The sequence below is a fragment of the Methylobacter tundripaludum genome, assembly GCF_002934365.1.
Lineage (GTDB): Bacteria > Pseudomonadota > Gammaproteobacteria > Methylococcales > Methylomonadaceae > Methylobacter_A > Methylobacter_A tundripaludum_A.
In genome coordinates, this window is sequence record NZ_PTIY01000001.1 from 1 (window position 1) to 19,115 (window position 19,115).

Annotated in this window: 13 protein-coding genes and 1 pseudogene; 8 read left to right on the forward strand and 6 right to left on the reverse strand. The window is 47.3% G+C overall.

Features of this window, described 5'->3' with window-relative positions; all coding sequences use genetic code 11:
• Window positions 1-150: 150 nt before the first annotated feature.
• Complete coding sequence (locus B0F88_RS00005) at window positions 151-765, reverse strand: response regulator (RefSeq protein WP_258076510.1); 615 nt, start codon at window positions 763-765, stop codon at window positions 151-153.
• A gap of 433 nt (window positions 766-1,198) precedes the next feature.
• On the opposite strand from B0F88_RS00005, the pseudogene B0F88_RS19980 reads away from it, so the two are divergent.
• Together B0F88_RS19980 and B0F88_RS00020 are read left to right on the forward strand one after the other, a co-directional pair.
• Window positions 1,199-1,745, forward strand: a pseudogene (locus tag B0F88_RS19980) (IS1 family transposase); the annotation flags it as partial.
• Window positions 1,746-1,960: 215 nt separating this feature from the next.
• Window positions 1,961-2,848, forward strand: coding sequence for a GGDEF domain-containing protein (locus B0F88_RS00020; RefSeq protein ID WP_104421902.1), 888 nt, complete (start codon window positions 1,961-1,963; stop codon window positions 2,846-2,848).
• 65 nt (window positions 2,849-2,913) lie between these two features.
• Here B0F88_RS00020 and rluB read toward each other — a convergent pair whose 3' ends face one another.
• The 5 genes from rluB to B0F88_RS00045 form a co-directional block, all read right to left on the reverse strand.
• Window positions 2,914-3,747 (reverse strand): 23S rRNA pseudouridine(2605) synthase RluB, encoded by an 834-nt coding sequence (gene rluB / locus B0F88_RS00025; RefSeq protein WP_104421903.1) that lies wholly within the window; start codon window positions 3,745-3,747, stop codon window positions 2,914-2,916.
• A gap of 22 nt (window positions 3,748-3,769) precedes the next feature.
• Window positions 3,770-4,441: an SMC-Scp complex subunit ScpB gene (gene scpB / locus B0F88_RS00030; protein WP_104421904.1), complete on the reverse strand. Its 672-nt coding sequence runs from the start codon at window positions 4,439-4,441 to the stop codon at window positions 3,770-3,772.
• A 61-nt stretch (window positions 4,442-4,502) separates the two neighbouring features.
• Window positions 4,503-5,321, reverse strand: coding sequence for a segregation and condensation protein A (locus B0F88_RS00035; protein WP_104421905.1), 819 nt, complete (start codon window positions 5,319-5,321; stop codon window positions 4,503-4,505).
• A 58-nt stretch (window positions 5,322-5,379) separates the two neighbouring features.
• Window positions 5,380-6,039: a site-2 protease family protein gene (locus B0F88_RS00040; RefSeq protein ID WP_104421906.1), complete on the reverse strand. Its 660-nt coding sequence runs from the start codon at window positions 6,037-6,039 to the stop codon at window positions 5,380-5,382.
• Window positions 6,040-6,052: 13 nt separating this feature from the next.
• Entirely contained in the window at window positions 6,053-6,673 is a 621-nt protein-coding gene (locus B0F88_RS00045; RefSeq protein ID WP_104421907.1) for an L-threonylcarbamoyladenylate synthase, read from the reverse strand.
• A gap of 347 nt (window positions 6,674-7,020) precedes the next feature.
• On the opposite strand from B0F88_RS00045, the gene B0F88_RS00055 reads away from it, so the two are divergent.
• The 6 genes from B0F88_RS00055 (at window position 7,021) to B0F88_RS00080 (ending at window position 18,941) form a co-directional block, all read left to right on the forward strand.
• The gene (locus B0F88_RS00055; protein ID WP_219820732.1) at window positions 7,021-10,155 is read left to right on the forward strand and encodes an EAL domain-containing protein; all 3,135 of its coding nucleotides are present in this window, start codon (window positions 7,021-7,023) and stop codon (window positions 10,153-10,155) included.
• A gap of 818 nt (window positions 10,156-10,973) precedes the next feature.
• A complete protein-coding gene (locus B0F88_RS00060; RefSeq protein WP_104421909.1) occupies window positions 10,974-12,524 on the forward strand; it encodes a type I restriction-modification system subunit M in 1,551 nt (516 codons plus the stop codon).
• Window positions 12,521-13,522, forward strand: a complete 1,002-nt coding sequence (locus tag B0F88_RS00065) for a virulence RhuM family protein (protein ID WP_104421910.1) — start codon at window positions 12,521-12,523, stop codon at window positions 13,520-13,522. The genes B0F88_RS00060 and B0F88_RS00065 overlap by 4 nt, the downstream gene beginning before the upstream one ends.
• Window positions 13,523-13,530: 8 nt before the next feature.
• Window positions 13,531-14,649 (forward strand): restriction endonuclease subunit S, encoded by a 1,119-nt coding sequence (locus tag B0F88_RS00070; RefSeq protein ID WP_104422266.1) that lies wholly within the window; start codon window positions 13,531-13,533, stop codon window positions 14,647-14,649.
• Between the two features lies 1 nt (window position 14,650).
• Window positions 14,651-15,841 carry an anticodon nuclease gene (locus B0F88_RS00075; protein WP_104421911.1) on the forward strand — a complete coding sequence of 397 codons (1,191 nt, stop codon included), beginning with the start codon at window positions 14,651-14,653 and terminating at the stop codon, window positions 15,839-15,841.
• The gene (locus B0F88_RS00080) at window positions 15,834-18,941 is read left to right on the forward strand and encodes an HsdR family type I site-specific deoxyribonuclease (protein ID WP_104421912.1); all 3,108 of its coding nucleotides are present in this window, start codon (window positions 15,834-15,836) and stop codon (window positions 18,939-18,941) included. Before B0F88_RS00075 ends, B0F88_RS00080 begins: the two co-directional genes overlap by 8 nt.
• Window positions 18,942-19,115: the final 174 nt, after the last annotated feature.

Sequence of the window (19,115 nt, forward strand, 5' to 3'; positions counted from 1 at the left end):
ACTCAAAATTAAGCTACCAATCCCCGCTGGAATTTGAGCGGGAATTTTACAAGAAGACTGCTTAAGAAAGTGTCCTGTTTTAGTTGACCATTACACCGAAGCTAAGATGCCTAAAACAGGAATCGCTAAGGAATGATTTTGATGAGGTTTTTAATCCGCCATGCCGTGGGCGATAGCGTATTGCATGAGCTTGACATCGCTATCGAGATACATTTTTTGCATCAGCCGCGCCTTGTGGGTACTGACAGTCTTGCTGCTGATATTGAGTTCACGGGCGATTTCGATGACCTTTTGTCCTTTGCCCAGCATGCGCAGGATGACAAGTTCCCTGCCGGTCAATAGCTCATGAAGTTGCATCGTCGTGGCGCTACCGGCCTCGAATGCGATATTTTCTGCAATATCTCCGGCAATAAAGCGTCCTCCGGCAGCCACTTTGCGTACCGCACTCAGCAAATCCTGAGGCGAACTATCCTTGGTCATATACCCCGAAGCACCGGCTTTAAGCATGCTTATGACAACAGACGACTCGTTGTGCATGCTCAGCATCAGAATCGGCGGGCTGTTTGGCAGCTTCTTGATTTTTTTTACCAGCTCAGCGCCATGAATGCCGGGCATGGTGACGTCTAGCAGAACCAGATCGGCCGTCTTGTTCTGCAGAAATTCCAGGATTTCTTCGCCATCTCTGGCCTCCCCACTAACAACGATGCCATCTTCCCCATCGAACAGCTGTTTTAATCCTTCGCGCATCAGCTTATGATCGTCCACAATTAATACTCCTATCATCTTGATTACTCGCTTCAATTTTTAGTTGTGTTTGATTGTTTAAATTTGAATGGCAATTCATCCCCTATTCAAGGCCGATTTCTTGCTATTTGAGTATATCCATACTCCGCCTCAGCTGACAACGACGCCCCGGCTCCAGGCAAGTTTCATCCTATTCCTCGATAGGTATGCGTAATTTCAATACCATACCTCCACTCAACCTTCATGATATCCAATGTTCCGTTCAGACTCAGTGTCCGCTCCTGCATGCCGATTATACCGAGGGAACCGCGTATACCGAGGGAACCGCGTCTACCGACACGGGCGGGTCGAAACCTTTGCCGTTGTCCTTCACGTCCACTTTACAGACACCCGCTTCATTGCGTAACGTAATATCGACGCGATCAGCCCCTGAATGGCGCAGCACATTGGTGAGCGATTACTGGGGATTAACAAAAACACCGTCATCAGCACGTTAAAAAAAAGCAACCCCTGCTGACCCAGGTCAACCCTATAGTGAATACCCTGGCTGCATCAGGTGACAGGGAGGTTAGGCTTGAAGCTTTCTGTGAAGCCGAAATGGACGAACGGTGGTCTTTTGTCGGTAAGAAATCTGAGCCGCGTTGGTTGTGGTATGCGATTGATCATGTGACAGGCATCATACTGGCTTATGTTTTTGGTTGACGTAAAGATGAGGTCTTCCTGCAACTGAAGACATTGCTTCAACCGTTCAACATTAGCCGTTATTACACCGATGATTGGGGGCCTACGAACGTCATTTAGACATGACCAAGCATGATGTTGGCAAGCGGAATACTCAAAAAATAGAACGCAAAAACTTGAATCTACGAACCTGGGTCAAACGTTTGACAAGGAAAACCATCTGTTTTTCCAAGTCAGTTTTGATGCACGATATCGTCATTGGCTTGCTTATCAATAAGGTAGAATTTAACGTCGATATTCATGCTAGATTACAGGTTTGACCCACTACCAAATAGACATAGCGGCAATAGAGTAAGCGCTTAAGTCCTCCTACCGGCAATCCCTTGCCACTTTGCCGCGTCAACTTTACGGCGCATCACGACTAAATACCAAAATAAAAAATCCAACCATTTGATTATTAAAATTATTTAGTTAAATGGCACAGGCTTCGCTTTAGCTATTGCAACGTAATGCATCAATCCACGAGGAAGCGGTCATGGGCAATAAATCAGCAAACTTAGCGATTATCAGCAACAACACTTTTGAAGCAACAAAAGCAATCAACCTGGATAATTATGACATCAGCAGCGCCTTGCAAACGACTCTGGAATTTAATGAGCTGATCGCTATTTTCAGCAGCAAAATCGCCAACAAAATTCCTCATAGCGCTTATGTTTATATCAATCCTGAATTTGACCTGGAAATAAAAAGCGGCGTTTTTACACGGCATTCCTGCAACTACGCACTTAAGGTCGAGCAACAACAACTGGGCGAATTAAAGCTGATGAGCAACCACAGATTCAGCGATACCGATCTTCAGGTGCTGGAAACAATGCTTTGCTGCTTAATTTATCCGTTGAAAAATGCAACCTTATTTCATCAAGCGTTAAAAATGGCTTATACGGATCCGCTGACCCAAACCCATAACAGAGCTTCGTTTAACGATTCCATTAGCCGGGAAATGAGTCTTGCCGTGCGCAATGCCAAAAATTTGTCGGTTATTTTCTTTGACATCGATCATTTTAAAACCATCAACGATACCTACGGCCACGATTGCGGAGACACCACGCTAGCGCTGAGTGCAAAATGGATTAAAGAAAGCCTGAGAGACAGCGATATTGTGTTCCGTTATGGCGGCGAAGAATTCGTGATTTTATTAAGCGATACCGACGCTCACGGCGCGGAATTGCTGGCTGAACGGATTCGCGCCTCAATTGAGCATCACACAATCGCTTACGGCATGGAAGCGGTTAAAATCACTGCAAGCCTGGGTGTCAGCACCTTGCGCGAAAATGATACGATCGAGTCTTTCATCAAACGCGCTGATGACGCCATGTATACCGCTAAAAAAAGAGGCCGAAACCAAGTTGTCTCAAGCAAATGAATCAAAGACAAATCGGGTTGCACCCCGGCACGATTATGCCTTGCGGGTAAACCCGAATCGCGCCGTTAATGTTTCCCAGGCTTATGAGTCTTAAATTCGGGTTTTGATGCGCGCACCGGTTTCTCAGCCTCCATACCGGCAAATTCAAACAACAATTCCAGTTCTTTATCAGTCAGTTCATAGAATGTACGGGCTTTCAATCGCTCGGGCAATACCACCGGCCCATAGCGCACGCGCATCAAGCGGCTGACGATCACTTCCTGCGACTCCCACAAACGCCTTACCAGTCTGTTGCGACCTTCGGTAACGACAACGTTGTACCATTTATTGGCGCCTTCCCCCCCGAAAAACCGAATATCGTCAAACTTGGCTTTGCCGTCTTCAAGTTCCACGCCCTGCTTGAGTTTGGCCAGGGTAGCGTCTGAAACCTCGCCCAAAATGCGCACCGCATATTCACGCTCCACTTCCGTTGACGGATGCATCAATCGATTGGCCAGCTCGCCGTTATTGGTGACCAATAACAATCCCGAGGTATTGATGTCCAGGCGGCCAACGGCTATCCAGCGGCTGACAGACAGTTTCGGCAGTTGCGTAAAAATAACCGGCCGACCTTCCGGGTCGCGGCGCGTAACCACCTCGCCGACAGGTTTGTGATAAAGCAGCACGCGGGTGGGTTGTTCGACAAATTTTTCCCAGTGAACAACCCGGTCATTGATCGTCAAATGATCGCCGTCCTTCAACCGGTCGCCCAAACCGACAGGGTTGCCGTTAATCTTCAAGCGCCCTTCATCTATCCAGCGTTCGATTTCGCGCCGGGAGCCGACGCCGCCGCGCGCTAATACCTTCTGGATACGCTCTCCATCGGCTGACTGGTTCGCGTCAATTTTTTTCGACGCCACGGCAGCCTTGCCTTCAGTCTGTTTAGGAGACCTGCTCGCCGGTTTCGCTGTCGTCGGCTTTGGCGGCCTGTTCGGCTGTTTCGCTGAGCTGTTCGATGGTTTCGGCGATCTGTTCGGTTGTTTCTTGCTCTTCACTCTTTACCTGCATGGGTTGTTGCGTATTATCTAACGACAAATCAAGCTGCTGAATCTCTTGCAATGTCGGCAGTTCATTTAATGATGAAATATTAAAATAATCCAGAAATTGTTTGGTTGTGCCGTATAAAGCCGGCCTGCCCGGCACCTCTTTGTGCGCCACCACCCGGATCCACTCGCGCTCAAGCAGCGTATGAATGATATTGGAGCTGACGCCGACACCGCGAATATCTTCAATATCTCCGCGTGTTGCCGGTTGACGATAGGCGATAATCGCCAGCGTCTCCAGCAATGCGCGGGAATATCGTGGCGGCTTTTCTTCAAACAACCTCGATACCCAGCGCGACAATTCCTGCTTGACCTGAAAACGATAACCGCTGGCTACCCGCTTTAATTCAACCGGCCTGAATCGATAATCCTCTTTGATCGCCTCGCAAGCGTCCTGTATTTCCTGTAGCGGCGGCTGCTCGATTTCAGGAAAAACCTGTTGCAGCTGTTTGCAGGTCATCGGGCGGTTTGCTGCGAATAAAATGGCTTCAACTACACGTTTAATTTCCACATTAATGTCACGTTGTTCAGTTACGGAAGACCTGTCCTGAGTTGTCTCGGCCGGCGATGGCTCAGCTCTCGGCGGTGGCGGCGGTTCTGACGCGTAATTCGGCAAAGGGCTCGGGCTGGATAATATCGATGAGTCGTTCTTTGCTGAGTTCGAGGATGGCCAGAAACGAGACAACGACTCCGTGTCGACCTTCTTTTCGGATAAATAATTGCGAGAAAAGGAGACTATCCGCTCCTTTAAGGTTTTCCAAAATGGTTGACATGCGTTCACGGACAGATAAGGGTTCTTTGGTAATTTGATGGTGACTGAGCTGCTCGACTCTTTTAAGTACGTCCTGAAACGCCAGCAGCATTTCTTTTAGCTGAATATCCGGCAAGTTTTGTTCGGCACTTTTCAGCGCCGAAACATCGACGTTGATTTCAAATATATCACGTTCAACTCTGGGCAACTGATCAATTTCTTCAGCCGCATTTTTAATCAGCTCATATTCCTGCAACCGGCGAATCAACGTTGCTCTCGGGTCTTCCTCTTCGTCTTCGGCATCGGGCTGCCTGGGCAACAGCATTCTTGACTTGATTTCCGCCAACAGCGCGGCCATCACCAGATATTCCGCCGCCAGCTCCAGGTTTAATTCAGTCATCACCTGAATATAGGCGATGTATTGATGAGTGATCCGGGCTATCGGTATGTTGACAATATCCAGATTCTGCCTTCGTATCAGGTACAGCAATAAATCCAGCGGCCCCTCAAAGGTTTCCAGCAGCACTTCCAGTGCATCAGGCGGGATATAAAGATCGTCCGGCAGCTTGTTAAAAGGCGCACCGTTAACGATCGCAAACGCCGGCGGCGGGTCTAAAACTTCGACTGCGTCTTGGCTCATATGCTCGCTTTCAAGCGCTAGCTTTGCGAATACAGGAAAGGTCGCCGAAAAACAAACCTTACAACCCGGCAATCGAAAAGAACGCTTGCTGTGCAACAAACATCGGATAAGCCAAAATCAGGCCCAAAACCTTCGTGTATAACAGCACCAGCAAAATAATAAACCCGAAACGCTCCAGGCGGTTGTATTGCCACGCCCAGTAACTGGGCAAAATGCCGGTCAGAATCCGGCTGCCATCCAACGGCGGAATGGGCAACAGATTAATCAGCGCCAGCACCAGGTTAATCGAAATACCGGCAACTCCGGTATAAATCAGCGGCAATGAAACGGCTTCGGCTTGCATACCTATCGTCACCCCCACCCTGGCTATTAATGCCCAACCGACAGCCATCAACAAATTGGAAACAGGACCCGCCAAGGCGACTATCGCCATATCGCGCCTAGGATTTTTAAAATTCCTCGGATCGACGGGGACCGGCTTTGCCCAGCCGAAAATAAAACCGGAAAAAGAAAGCAGCAGCAAACCGGGGATAATAAGGGTTCCGAGCACATCGATATGCTTGATCGGGTTTAAGGTCAGCCTGCCCAGCATCGAAGCGGTGTTATCGCCATATTTTTTCGCTACCCAGCCATGCGCCACTTCATGCACGGTAATTGCGAAAATGACCGGCAAAATCCAGACCACTATGCGTTGCAACAGCGTCAATTCATCCATCATGCCTGCATCCTCATCAGCTCAACATCGGCGCAAGGCCCTTGCCCTGCCTGATGATCTCGGCGCCATTAGCGGAAAACTCGATAATAGTCGTTTGTTCAAACTCAATAATACCGGCGTCAATGATCAAATCCAGCTCATGGTCCAATTTATCCTTGATTTCATAAGGGTCGGTCAGCGCTTCATCCTCTCCCGGCAACATCAACGTAGAACTGAACAAAGGCTCGCCCAACTCCTGCACCAGCAATTGCGCGACTGGGTGGCCGGGAACGCGTATGCCTATGGTTTTTTTCTTCGGATGCTGCAACCGGCGCGGCACCTCGCGCGTAGCATCCAAAATAAAGGTGAAAGCGCCCGGCGTTAACGCCTTAATCAACCGGTATGCATCATTGCTGATTTTGGTAAACATCGACACCTGCGCCAAGTCTTTACACACCAGAGTAAAATTATGCTTATCGTCCAACTGCCGGATACGGCGGATTTTATCCAGCGCCTGCTTATCGCCTATATGACAGGCGATCGCATACGAAGAATCCGTCGGGTAAACGATAACGCCGCCCTTACGGATTATTTCCACGGCGCGATGTATCAAACGCAGCTGCGGACTTTCTGGGTGTATTTCAAAAAACTGAGCCATTTATTGAATGCCAGGTTGTGGAATATTGGGCGATTATAGCGTACATCCGCACAAGCTTGCAGTTGAAAACCGCGCAGATGTCAAACAGCATCAGAAACTTAAGCCCGCCAACACCTTCCGCAACCGCGGCAGCATTCAAAAATAACGGCAATTTAAAATTTCAGGCGTATGCTTACCCGACCGTAAAAATATCTGGACGGCCGGGGCAGCTTTGGAATAGCTTATTGCCTGACCACCATCAAACGGTTTTAGAAAAGACAAACCAAGTCTTGCAAACGAATCAATGACAATCAAAAAAAACCATGCAACCGGTGCCGATGCCCGCCGCTCGTGAACGAGAAGATGCAATGACGATTTATGACCGCTCTTCACGATTTTCCAAAAACCTCTGGCTGACCTTGGCCATGTTTATTATTTTCGCGGTTGTTTTTGTCATGTACGTCCAGGCGGAAAAACAGATTGATCACTCCCTCGAAACTCGGCTTCAATCGTTCTTGCTGGCCGATGAATTGCGTCAGTCATCCGACGATCTTTCCCGTATGGCCCGCAGCTACGTGACAACCGACAACCCCATTTACAAACAATATTTTCAGGAAATCCTCGACATTCGCGAAGGCAAAAAGCCCCGCCCCGTTGATTATCACAACATCTATTGGGATCTGGTGCTGACTGACGGCCGTCGACCGCGACCGGATAGCGGACAAACGATCGCCTTGCTGGAACTGATGCGGCAAGCGGGATTTACCGACCAGGAATTAGCCAAACTGGCGGAAGCCAAGGCCAATTCCGACGCGTTGACCGACACCGAACATGCCGCGATGAAGTTGGTCGAATCAGCGCCGCCGGCTACCGAAGCCGACCGTATCAAAGCCAGCCGCATGCTGTCCGATGAGCATTATCATCAAGCCAAAGCCGACATCATGCGACCGATCAACGAGCTCTACCAGATAATCAATCAGCGCAGCCTGGATGCCGTGCATACCGCCACGGCCACCGCCTCGCTTTTGCGTGCGGCGTTCATCGCCTTCGGTGTGCTGCTGGTCGTTCTGCTCTGGCGCAGTTACCGGGTTTTACATACCACGCTGGGCGGCTCGGTGGACAATCTGCAAAAGCATATCGCCCGCCTCGGCAGCGGGGATTTTGAACGCCCGATTCCCGTCGGCGAAGGCATGAAAAACAGCGTCATGGCCTGGCTATCGGAAACCCAAGCCAAACTGGCTCAGCTCGATAACGAACACAAACAGGATGAAGCGAAAAATCAACGCCTGACCCAGCTTTACGCCGCACTGAGCCAGTGCAATCAAGCCATCGTGCGTTCAAATAATGAAGCCGAGCTGTTTGCGCAAATCTGCCGCGACGCGGTGATCTTCGGCGGCATGAAGATGGCGTGGATAGGCATGCTGGATGAACCGAGTAAAAAGGTCAGGCCGATTGCCTGTTATGGCAGCGGCACCGAATACCTGGACGGAATCAACATCTCGGTTGATGAACACGACCCTGCCGGGCGCGGCCCAACCGGAATCTCCATGCGTGAAGACCGCCCCTTCTGGTGTCAGGATTTTCAGCACGACCCGGTCACGGCGGTCTGGCATGAACGCGGCTCAACGTATGGCTGGAAAGCGTCCGCCGCGCTACCGCTGCACAAAAACGGCGCGGTTATCGGCGTTTTCACACTCTATGCTTCCGGGATCGATTTCTTTGATGAACCCGCACGCAACCTGCTGGATGAAATGGTGATGGACATCGACTTCGCGTTAAATAACTTTGAGCGCGAAGCACAACGCAATCATGCTGAAAATGCGCTTGCAGAGTCGCACAATCTACTCCAAACCATCATCGACACCGCGCCCATAAGCATTTTCTGGAAGGATAAGCAATGCCAGTACATGGGTTGCAACCCGGCTTTTGCCAGAGATGCGGGCGAAGCCTCGCTGAACAATATAATCGGCAAGAACGACTTTCAGCTGTGCTGGAAAGAACACGCCGAATTATATCAAGCCGACGACCAACAGGTCATGGCTACAGGCATCGCCAAATTGGCCTACGAACAGCTTATAACCACGCCTGACGGAAAAATCACCTGGTTGCGCACGTCTAAAGTACCCCTTCAAAATCAGGCTAGCGAAGTTACCGGTGTTTTAGGGGTATCCGAGGACATCACCGAGCAAAAACAGGCCGAGGAACATATTCAGTACCTGGCGAATTTCGACCCGCTCACCGGGCTGCCGAATCGTACCCGGCTCAACGATCACCTCAAATACGCCCTCGGCTTGGCGAAGCGCACCAATGGACAATTGGCCTTGATGTTTCTTGACCTTGACCGTTTCAAGGACATTAACGACACCCTCGGCCACAGTGTCGGCGACGCCTTGCTGGTTGAGCTGGCGAAACGCCTGCGTGCAACTGTGTATAAAGAAGATACCGTGACGCGCCTGGGCGGGGACGAATTCATTTTCCTGCTACCCGGCACCGAGGCGCGTGCCGCCGCTCATGTGGCGCAAAAACTGTTGGACGCCATCGCCGAGCCCTTTCGGATTGAGCATTACGACCTGACCCTGACCGCATCAATCGGCATTGCGCTCTATCCCGGCGATGGCGATGATCTGGAAACGCTGTCCAAGTCTGCCGATATCGCCATGTATCGCGCCAAACAGGAAGGCCGCCACAGCTTCTGTTTCTTTACTCCGGAAATGCATGCCCGTCTGGCGCGTAATCTACAGCTGGTCAGCGCCCTGCGCCAGGCCTTGAATCTCGGCCAATTTGAAATTCACTACCAGCCGCAAGTGTCCATAGCCGACGGCCGGATTATCGGGGCGGAAGCCTTGCTGCGTTGGCGGCATCCCGAACTGGGAACGGTGTCGCCCGCCGAATTCATCCCGGTCGCGGAAGACAGCGGACTGATTTTACCGATCGGGGAATGGGTGCTCAGGTGCGCCGTGCGGCAAGCGAAAGCATGGCTGGAAACCGGCTTAGCGCCATTGATCATGGCCGTAAATCTGTCGGTGGTGCAGTTTCGTCATCCCGACCTGCCCAAGCTGGTTACCCGCATACTCGACGAAGAAGGCTTGCCGCCCGAATATCTGGAACTCGAACTGACCGAAGGCGTGGCCATGCAGAACCCGCAAGGCGCGATCGACGTCATGAACAATCTGCACGAATGCGGCATCCGAATGTCTATTGATGACTTCGGCACCGGTTATTCGTCGCTGAGTTACCTAAAAAAGTTTAAGGTTTACAAGCTCAAGATCGACCAGTCTTTTGTGCGGGACATCAGCACCGACCCTGAAGACAAAGCTATTGTCATTGCCGTCATCAGCCTGGCCCGGAGCCTGGGCCTAAAAACCATTGCCGAAGGCGTGGAAACAGCGGAACAGTTGGCTTTCCTGCGTAATCAGGGGTGTAACGAGATGCAAGGCTATTTATTCAGCAAGCCGTTACCCGCTGAGCAGTTTGAAGCGTTACTGAAGCGGGATACTGATTAAGCGTGAGAATTGGGCGTAGACAGGCGCAATGACTAACAAATAGGAAAAGCCCCGATCAGACCGGAGCCTCTGGAATTCATGGTGTCCAGGGGTGAAATCGAAGATTCTCAATTACACGCTCTAAAAAACTCCGGTACCGGCTCCGGCGTAACCAGAAGTAAAGCTTCGTTCAAAAAAAACGGCTATTGGCGCTTCAATAGACAAGACAGTGCCGGGAGCAGAACTACGCTATTCCCAACTGATCGCGAAGGCCATTGGTGAACATCCGGTTACGACCCTAAGCAGCCTGATCGGTTGGAGTTTTGATTGGCAACTCAGTTTCACATTGCAGACCCTCATAAAAGCAGCTAATTGGCGCCGATTGAAAATGGATTCAAATGATGGTGTCATTAGATTGTAACCTCATGGTTCATTGATGAATGCCCCCCCCGATTTGAGGGATGAGGTCATATTTTATTAGGTTAACCAGGTGCTTCGGGGCTTTTCTTCGCGCTAGCGGCTTCGTCCAACCCTGGGCTCAAGCGGGACTGCATAAAAGCGCGCAGCCCCTTAGCTTCACGTTATACATCATCATGCAACGACACTATCGCTGGCTTGTCTTGCTGGTCTTCGTCTTGTCAGGCTGCGCCACTAGCCTCTTACTTCAAACGTTATGCATTGTTTGAGAAAGCTCATTTTGGCAATAAATATAGTGTCCGCAATGTATTAGGCTACTCCGTTTTTAACAAGTGATTAGATTAGAGGGTCTTTGCTCGTTATAATGCCAAGCTGGTTATGACCAGAGGGCTATCTAAACGTATTTAAACAGGAATTCCAGAATGACAAGTACCCAACAACGAGCGGAACTACAACGCCAAATTTGGCAAATTGCGAATGAGGTACGTGGCTCCGTCGATGGCTGGGATTTTAAGCAGTATGTATTAGGCACGTTGTTCTATCGGTTTATTAGCGAAAACTTTGCCAGTTACATTGAAGGCGGTGATGAAAGCGTTAAATATGCCGAGCTCAAAGATGATGTCATTACCGCAGAAATCAAAGACGACGCCATTAAAACCAAAGGCTATTTCATCTACCCCAGCCAGCTGTTTGCAAACGTTGCCGCCAACGCCAACAAGAACGAAAACCTGAACATCGATTTAGCCGCTATATTTTCCGCCATTGAAAGCTCGGCCAATGGCTACCCATCCGAAATGGATATTAAAGGCCTGTTTGCCGATTTTGATACCACCAGTAACCGACTGGGCAACACCGTTGCCGATAAAAACAGCCGCTTGGCCGCTGTGTTGAAAGGCGTAGCGGGTCTTAGATTTGGCAATTTTGAGGAAAGCCATATCGACCTGTTTGGGGATGCCTACGAGTTTTTAATTTCTAATTACGCCGCCAATGCCGGTAAATCGGGTGGCGAGTTTTTCACCCCGCAACACGTGTCCAAGCTGATTGCACAGCTGGCCATGCATCAGCAAAAAACCGTCAATAAAATTTACGACCCGGCAGCCGGTTCAGGCTCTTTATTGTTACAAGCCAAAAAACACTTTGATGCCCATATCATTGAAGAAGGCTTTTTTGGTCAAGAAATTAACCACACCACCTATAACCTTGCGCGTATGAATATGTTTTTGCACAACATTAACTACGACAAGTTTAATATCGCGCTGGGTAACACCTTGTTAGATCCGCATTTTGGTGATGACAAGCCCTTTGATGCGATTGTGTCTAACCCGCCCTATTCGGTGAACTGGATTGGCAGCGACGACCCAACCCTGATTAATGATGAACGCTTTGCCCCCGCAAGCGTGTTAGCGCCCAAATCCAAAGCCGACTTTGCTTTTGTGTTGCATGCCTTAAGTTATTTATCCAGCAAAGGCCGCGCCGCCATTGTCTGCTTCCCCGGCATTTTTTACCGCGGCGGTGCCGAGCAGAAAATCCGCCAATATCTAGTGGATAACAACTACGTTGAAACGGTAATTTCTTTAGCGCCCAACCTGTTTTTTGGCACCTCCATTGCCGTCAATATCTTGGTGCTTTCCAAACACAAAACCGACAGCCTTACCCAGTTTATCGACGCAAGCAGCCTGTTTAAAAAAGAGACCAATAACAATACCCTCACCGATGACCACATCACGCAAATCATGGCGGTTTTTGACGACAAGGCCGACGTCGAACACTTTGCCAAGTCCGTGGAGTACGCTGCCATCACCGCCAACGACTACAACCTATCGGTAAGCTCCTATGTGGAAGCCAAAGACACCCGCGAAGTGATTGATATACAAAAGCTCAATGCCGAGCTTAAAACCACGGTTGCGAAAATTGATCAGCTACGCGCTGAGATTGATACTATTGTGGCAGAGATTGAGGGCGCTGCTGCATGAGCAATAGTGCCAAGCAAATCGTCATTTTTAAGGCGGATGATGGAAAAATATCCGTTGAAGCTCATTTCGACGCGGAAACCACATGGCTATCGCTCGACCAGATGGCGGAGTTGTTTGATCGAGACAAATCCACGATTTCCCGCCATATAAAAAATATATTTGACGAGGGTGAATTACTGCGGGATTCAGTTGTTGCAAATTTTGCAACAACTGCCGCTGACGAAAAAACCTATCAGGTGGATCATTACAATCTGGATGTCATTATCTCGGTTGGCTACCGGGTCAAATCCCTGCGCGGTACGCAATTTCGCATCTGGGCGACCAATATCCTAAAAGAGTATCTCAAAAAAGGGTTTGTACTGAATGACGAGCGATTAAAAAACCTTGGTGGTGGCAGCTACTGGAAAGAGCTGCTCGATCGTATTCGTGACATTCGCTCCAGCGAAAAAGTCATGTACCGCCAAGTGCTGGAATTGTACTCAACGGCAATCGATTACGACCCCAATAGTCAGGAAAGCATCACTTTTTTTAAAATCGTACAAAACAAACTGCACTATGCCGCCCACGGCCATACCGCCAGCGAAGTGATTTATCTGCGTGTGGACAGCGACAAACCCTTTTCAGGCTTAACCAACTTTAAAGGCAGCCAACCCACGCAAGCCGAAGCGATGATTGCTAAAAACTACCTGAGTGAGCAAGAGTTGCGCGTGCTGAATAACCTTGTGTCGGCGTATTTTGACTTGGCGGAGTTGAACGCTATCGAAGAACGTGAGATGCGCATGGCGGATTATATTCGTGAGTTGGACAATATCCTTTCAAGCACGGGGCGAAAATTACTCACCAATGCGGGAACCATCGCTCACGCCCAAGCCGAGAACAAAGCCAAAGTGGAATATAAAAAATACAAAGCCAAAACGCTGGAGCAAGTCGAAGAAGAATACCTAAAAACCATCAATGCCTTGGAAATCAAAGCCCAAAATGAGAGTCGAAAAAAATGAGTGCAATAATGGAACGGCTTAAAGGCGTTGAGGTGGAATGGAAACCTTTGGGGAAAGTGCTAGTTCGTACCAAAGGGACAAACATTACTGCTGGTCGAATGAGAGAATTGCACAAAGAAGGCGCACCATTGAAAATTTTTGCCGGTGGTAAGACTTTTGCGCTTGTTGATTTTGACGATATACCTGAAAAAGATATAAATAAAGAGCCATCTATTATCGTAAAATCTCGTGGCGTTATTGAATTTGAGTATTATGACAAATCGTTTTCACATAAAAATGAAATGTGGTCATACCATTCAAAAAATGAAAATATCAATATAAAGTTTGTTTATTACTTCTTGAAAATACATGAGCCTTATTTTCAAGGCCTTGGAAGTAAAATGCAAATGCCTCAAATAGCAACGCCAGACACTGATAAGTTCGAAATCCCCATCCCACCCCTCGATATTCAAGGTGAAATTGTCCGAATTTTGGACAATTTCACCGAGCTTACCGCCGAGCTTACCGCCGAGCTTACCGCACGGAAAAAGCAATACAACTACTATCGCGACCAGTTGTTGAGTTTTGAAGAGGGTGAGTGGAAGGCGTTGGGGGAAGTGGCGGAGAATCTTGATTCAATGCGAAAACCGATAACGAGTGGCCTAAGAGAGTCTGGTGAAATCCCATATTACGGAGCATCTGGAATTGTTGATTATGTAAAAGACTATATTTTTGATGGTGATTTCTTGCTTGTTTCGGAAGATGGCGCAAATTTGGTCGCAAGAAGTACTCCCATAGCATTTAGTATCAGCGGGAAAAGCTGGGTAAATAATCACGCTCATGTACTTAAATTCAATACCTATGCTGAACGTAGATATGTTGAATTCTATTTAAATAGTATTGACTTAACTCCATACATCTCGGGAGCAGCTCAACCGAAATTAAACCAAAAGAGTTTAAACAGTATCAGAATTCCAAATCTTTCACCTGCCGAAAAAGCCCGTATTGTTGACATCCTGGATAAATTCGATGCGCTGACGAACTCAATCACCGAAGGCTTGCCGCGTGAAATTGCATTGCGCCAACAGCAATATGCCTATTATCGCGATTTACTTTTGAGCTTTCCAAAAGCAGAAGTAGAGGCATAGTATGGGAAAGTCGTTAACGGAAATTGCACAGCAACTCAAGGCTGCCAATAAAAAAGTGCAATTGATCTATGCTTTTAATGGCACGGGTAAAACACGTCTTTCGCGGGAGTTTAAGCAGCAGTTCATTGCTTCCAAAAATGATGATGCAGATGACGACGGTGATCAACCTGAGTTAGCGCGTAACAAAATCCTCTATTACAACGCCTTTACCGAAGACTTGTTCTATTGGGATAACGATTTGGAAGGAGATGCCGAGCCCAAACTAAAAATTCAGCCCAATTCGTTTACTAATTGGATTCTGATAGATCAGGGGCAAGATCAAAATATCATTACTTATTTTCAGCGATTTTCTAATGGAAAACTAACGCCTCGTTTTAATTCAGAGTATACGGTTAAAGGCGAGCATGATCAAGAGATCAAAGTCAAAGCTTTCTCTGAGGTTACATTCTCGCTAGAGCGCGGTGATGATGAACACTCCGGAAATCTGAAAATCTCCAAAGGTGAAGAAAGCAATTTCATCTGGAGTATTTTTTACACGCTTCTTGAACAGGTGATTGGCATTCTCAATGTTGCAGAACCCGGTGATCGTGAAACCAACGATTTTGACCAGTTGGAATATGTGTTTATTGATGACCCGGTAAGCTCGCTAGATGAAAACCATCTAATTGAATTGGCGGTAAATTTCGCCGCACTAATAAAAGCTAGCTATTTCTCAACAAATGGAAGCGAAGGGCTGAAATTCATTATTGCCACGCACAGCCCAATTTTCTATAACGTGCTTTACAATGAGCTACAAGTAAAGGGTGGATACATTCTAAGCCGATTTGACGATGGAACCTTTGAGCTTGAAGAAAAGCAAGGCGACTCAAACAAAAGCTTTTCGTATCACCTGCATATCAAGAAACTAATTGAGCAAGCAATAGAACAAAATAGTGTACAGCGCTACCATTTTGCGCTTCTTCGTAATCTATATGAGAAAACCGCTAATTTCCTAGGGTATAAAAGCTGGTCAGACTTATTGCCTGGTGATCAAAAGGCTTACGCAAGTCGGATTATGAATTTTTACCCCCACAACACCTTGTCCAACGAAGAAATTGCAGAGCCGACACCGCCAGAGAAAGAGATGGTTCGTACTCTACTTGAAAACCTAAATAAATATGGCTACTGGCAGCAGGCACAACAGAATGGTTGACTACACCAAACCCATCGCAGAATCGAATAACTTTATCGTCCTTGATAAATACACCAAATGTTCACAGGTGAATGAACCCTATCAAAGCGAATACGACTTAGAGCGTGAGTTTATCAGCGACTTGGAAAACCAAGGCTATGAATATCTACGCGATTTAAACACCCACGAAAAAATGCTGACTAATGTGCGCGTGCAGCTGCAAGCCCTGAATAATGTGCAGTTTTTAGAGGGTGAATGGCAGCGCTTTGTTGAGGACTATTTAGATAAGCCCAGCGATAACAGTATCGACAAAACCCGTAAAATTCATGACGACTATATCCACGATTTTGTGTTTGATGATGGGCATATCCAAAACATTTACCTATTGGATAAAAAAAATATTGCCCGCAACAACAACAAAGTGCAAGTGATTAAACAGTTTGAACAAAAGGGCACGCAGGCTAATCGCTACGATGTCACCATTTTGGTGAATGGTTTGCCATTGGTGCAAATTGAGCTGAAAAAACGCGGTGTGGCGATTCGTGAAGCCTTTAATCAAGTACACCGCTATAGCAAAGAAAGTTTTAATACAGACAATTCACTGTTTAAATATTTGCAGCTTTTCGTCATTTCAAACGGTACCGATAGTCGTTATTTTGCCAATACCACCAAGCGCGATAAAAACAGTTTTGATTTCACCATGAATTGGGCGAAGTCTGATAACACCTTGATAAAAGACTTAAAGGATTTTACCGCGACGTTTTTTCAGAAAAGCGCCTTATTAAAGGTGCTGTTGCATTATTCGGTGTTTGACGTTAATGATACGTTATTGGTGATGCGTCCTTACCAAATTGCCGCAACCGAGCGCATTTTATGGAAAATAAACAGTGCTTACCAAGCAAAAAGTTGGAGCACGCTTGAGGGTGGCGGCTTTATTTGGCATACCACGGGTTCTGGCAAAACCTTAACCAGTTTTAAAGCGGCACGCTTGGCGACTGAGCTGGATTATATTGATAAGGTTTTTTTTGTGGTTGACCGTAAAGATCTCGACTATCAGACCATGAAAGAATATCAGCGTTTTTCGCCCGATAGCGTTAATGGTTCAGAAAGCACCGCAGGGCTAAAGCGTAATCTGGATAAAGATGACAATAAAATCATCGTGACCACGATTCAAAAGCTGAATAACTTAATGAAAAGTGAAGGCGACTTGCCCATTTACAGCAAGCAAGTGGTCTTTATTTTTGACGAAGCGCACCGTTCGCAATTTGGCGAAGCCCAAAAAAACTTAAAGAAAAAGTTCAAAAAGTTTTATCAGTTTGGCTTTACCGGCACGCCAATTTTCCCGCAAAACGCTCTGGGCGCGGAAACCACGGCCAGCGTGTTTGGGCGTGAGTTGCATTCTTATGTGATTACCGACGCCATACGCGATGAAAAAGTATTGAAGTTTAAAGTGGACTACAACGATGTACGCCCTCAGTTTAAAGCAATTGAGTCTGAACAAGACGAGAAGAAACTCACGGCGGCGGAAAACAAACAAGCGTTGCTGCACCCTGACCGTATTCGGGAAATTTCGCAATACATCTTAAATAACTTCAAGCAAAAAACCCATCGCCTGCAAGCTAATGGCAAGGGCTTTAATGCCATGTTTGCTGTGAGCAGTGTGGATGCTGCCAAGCTGTACTATGAATCGTTCAAGCAGTTACAAAAGGACAGTAATAAGCCGTTCAACGTTGCCACCATTTTTTCTTTTGCAGCCAATGAAGCACAGGATGCCGTAGGGGACATTGTTGATGAAAGCTTTGAACTCACGGCCATGGAGAGTAGCGCTAAAGAGTTTTTAAGTGTGGCCATTGCTGACTATAACGCGCTGTTTAAAACCAATTACGGCGTTGATAGCAATGCGTTTCAAAACTATTACCGCGACCTTGCGCTGCGCGTGAAGAATCAGGAAATTGATTTATTGATTGTGGTGGGCATGTTTTTAACAGGCTTTGATGCGCCCACGTTGAACACCTTATTCGTGGATAAAAACCTGCGCTACCACGGCTTGTTGCAAGCCTATTCACGCACTAACCGCATATATGATGCCACCAAGACGTTTGGCAATATCGTCACCTTCCGTGATTTAGAACAAGCCACAATTGATGCCATTACCTTATTTGGTGACAAGAACACCAAAAACGTGGTGCTGGAGAAAAGCTACAAAGAATACATGCAAGGCTTTACCGATGTGGCAACAGGTGAAGCACGACGTGGTTATTTGGACGTGGTGGCGGAGTTACAACAACGTTTCTCCAATCCTGATGACATTGTTAAAGAAAAAGATAAAAAAGACTTCGCTAAATTATTTAGTGAGTATTTGCGTGTAGACAATATTTTGCAAAACTACGACGAATTTGCAGGGTTAAAAGCGTTACAAGGCTTAGATATGACCGATCCTAAAGCTGTAGAGGCGTTTAAAGCTAAGCACTATTTAAGCGATGACGACTTAGCCGCTATGCAAGCGATTAAGATGCCAGCCGAGCGCACTATTCAAGATTACCGTTCAACGTATAACGATATTCGCGATTGGCTTCGCCGTGAAAAAACCGCCAACGAAAAAGCCGCCTCCACGATTGATTGGGATGATGTGGTTTTTGAGGTGGATCTGCTTAAATCACAAGAGATTAATCTGGATTACATTCTGGAATTGATTTTTGAACACAATAAAAAGCTTAAAGATAAAGCGGCATTGGTTGAAGAAGTACGCCGTTTAATTCGTGCCAGCCTTGGCAACCGTGCCAAAGAAAGTTTGCTGGTTGATTTTATTAACCAAACCAACTTGGACAAGATTCTCGATAAAGCCAGTATTATTGAGGCTTTCTTTACCTTTGCTCAAGCTGAACAACAACGTGAAGCAGAAGAATTAATTAGTGATGAAAACCTGAATGCAGAAGCGGCTAAGCGTTATATCACTGCATCGTTAAAACGAGAATATGCCAGTGAAAATGGCACTGAGCTAAATGCAATCCTTCCCAAAATGAGCCCGCTGAATCCGCAATACTTAACCAAAAAACAAAGCGTTTTCCAACAAATTGCTGCTTTTGTTGAGAAGTTTAAAGGCGTGGGTGGGCGGGTATAATCCAAGCGTTGTAAGGTGTTAACGTTTTTAAAGCGGTTATACAACTGTACAAAGCAATCCGAGAAGATATCGTCGCCACCGTTTAGGCATGCTTTCATGTCAAGCAAGTTGTGGTTTAAGCATGCATAACAATGAGCTACATGCGGATGGCAATTCCGCTTGGCTCCATTGCCG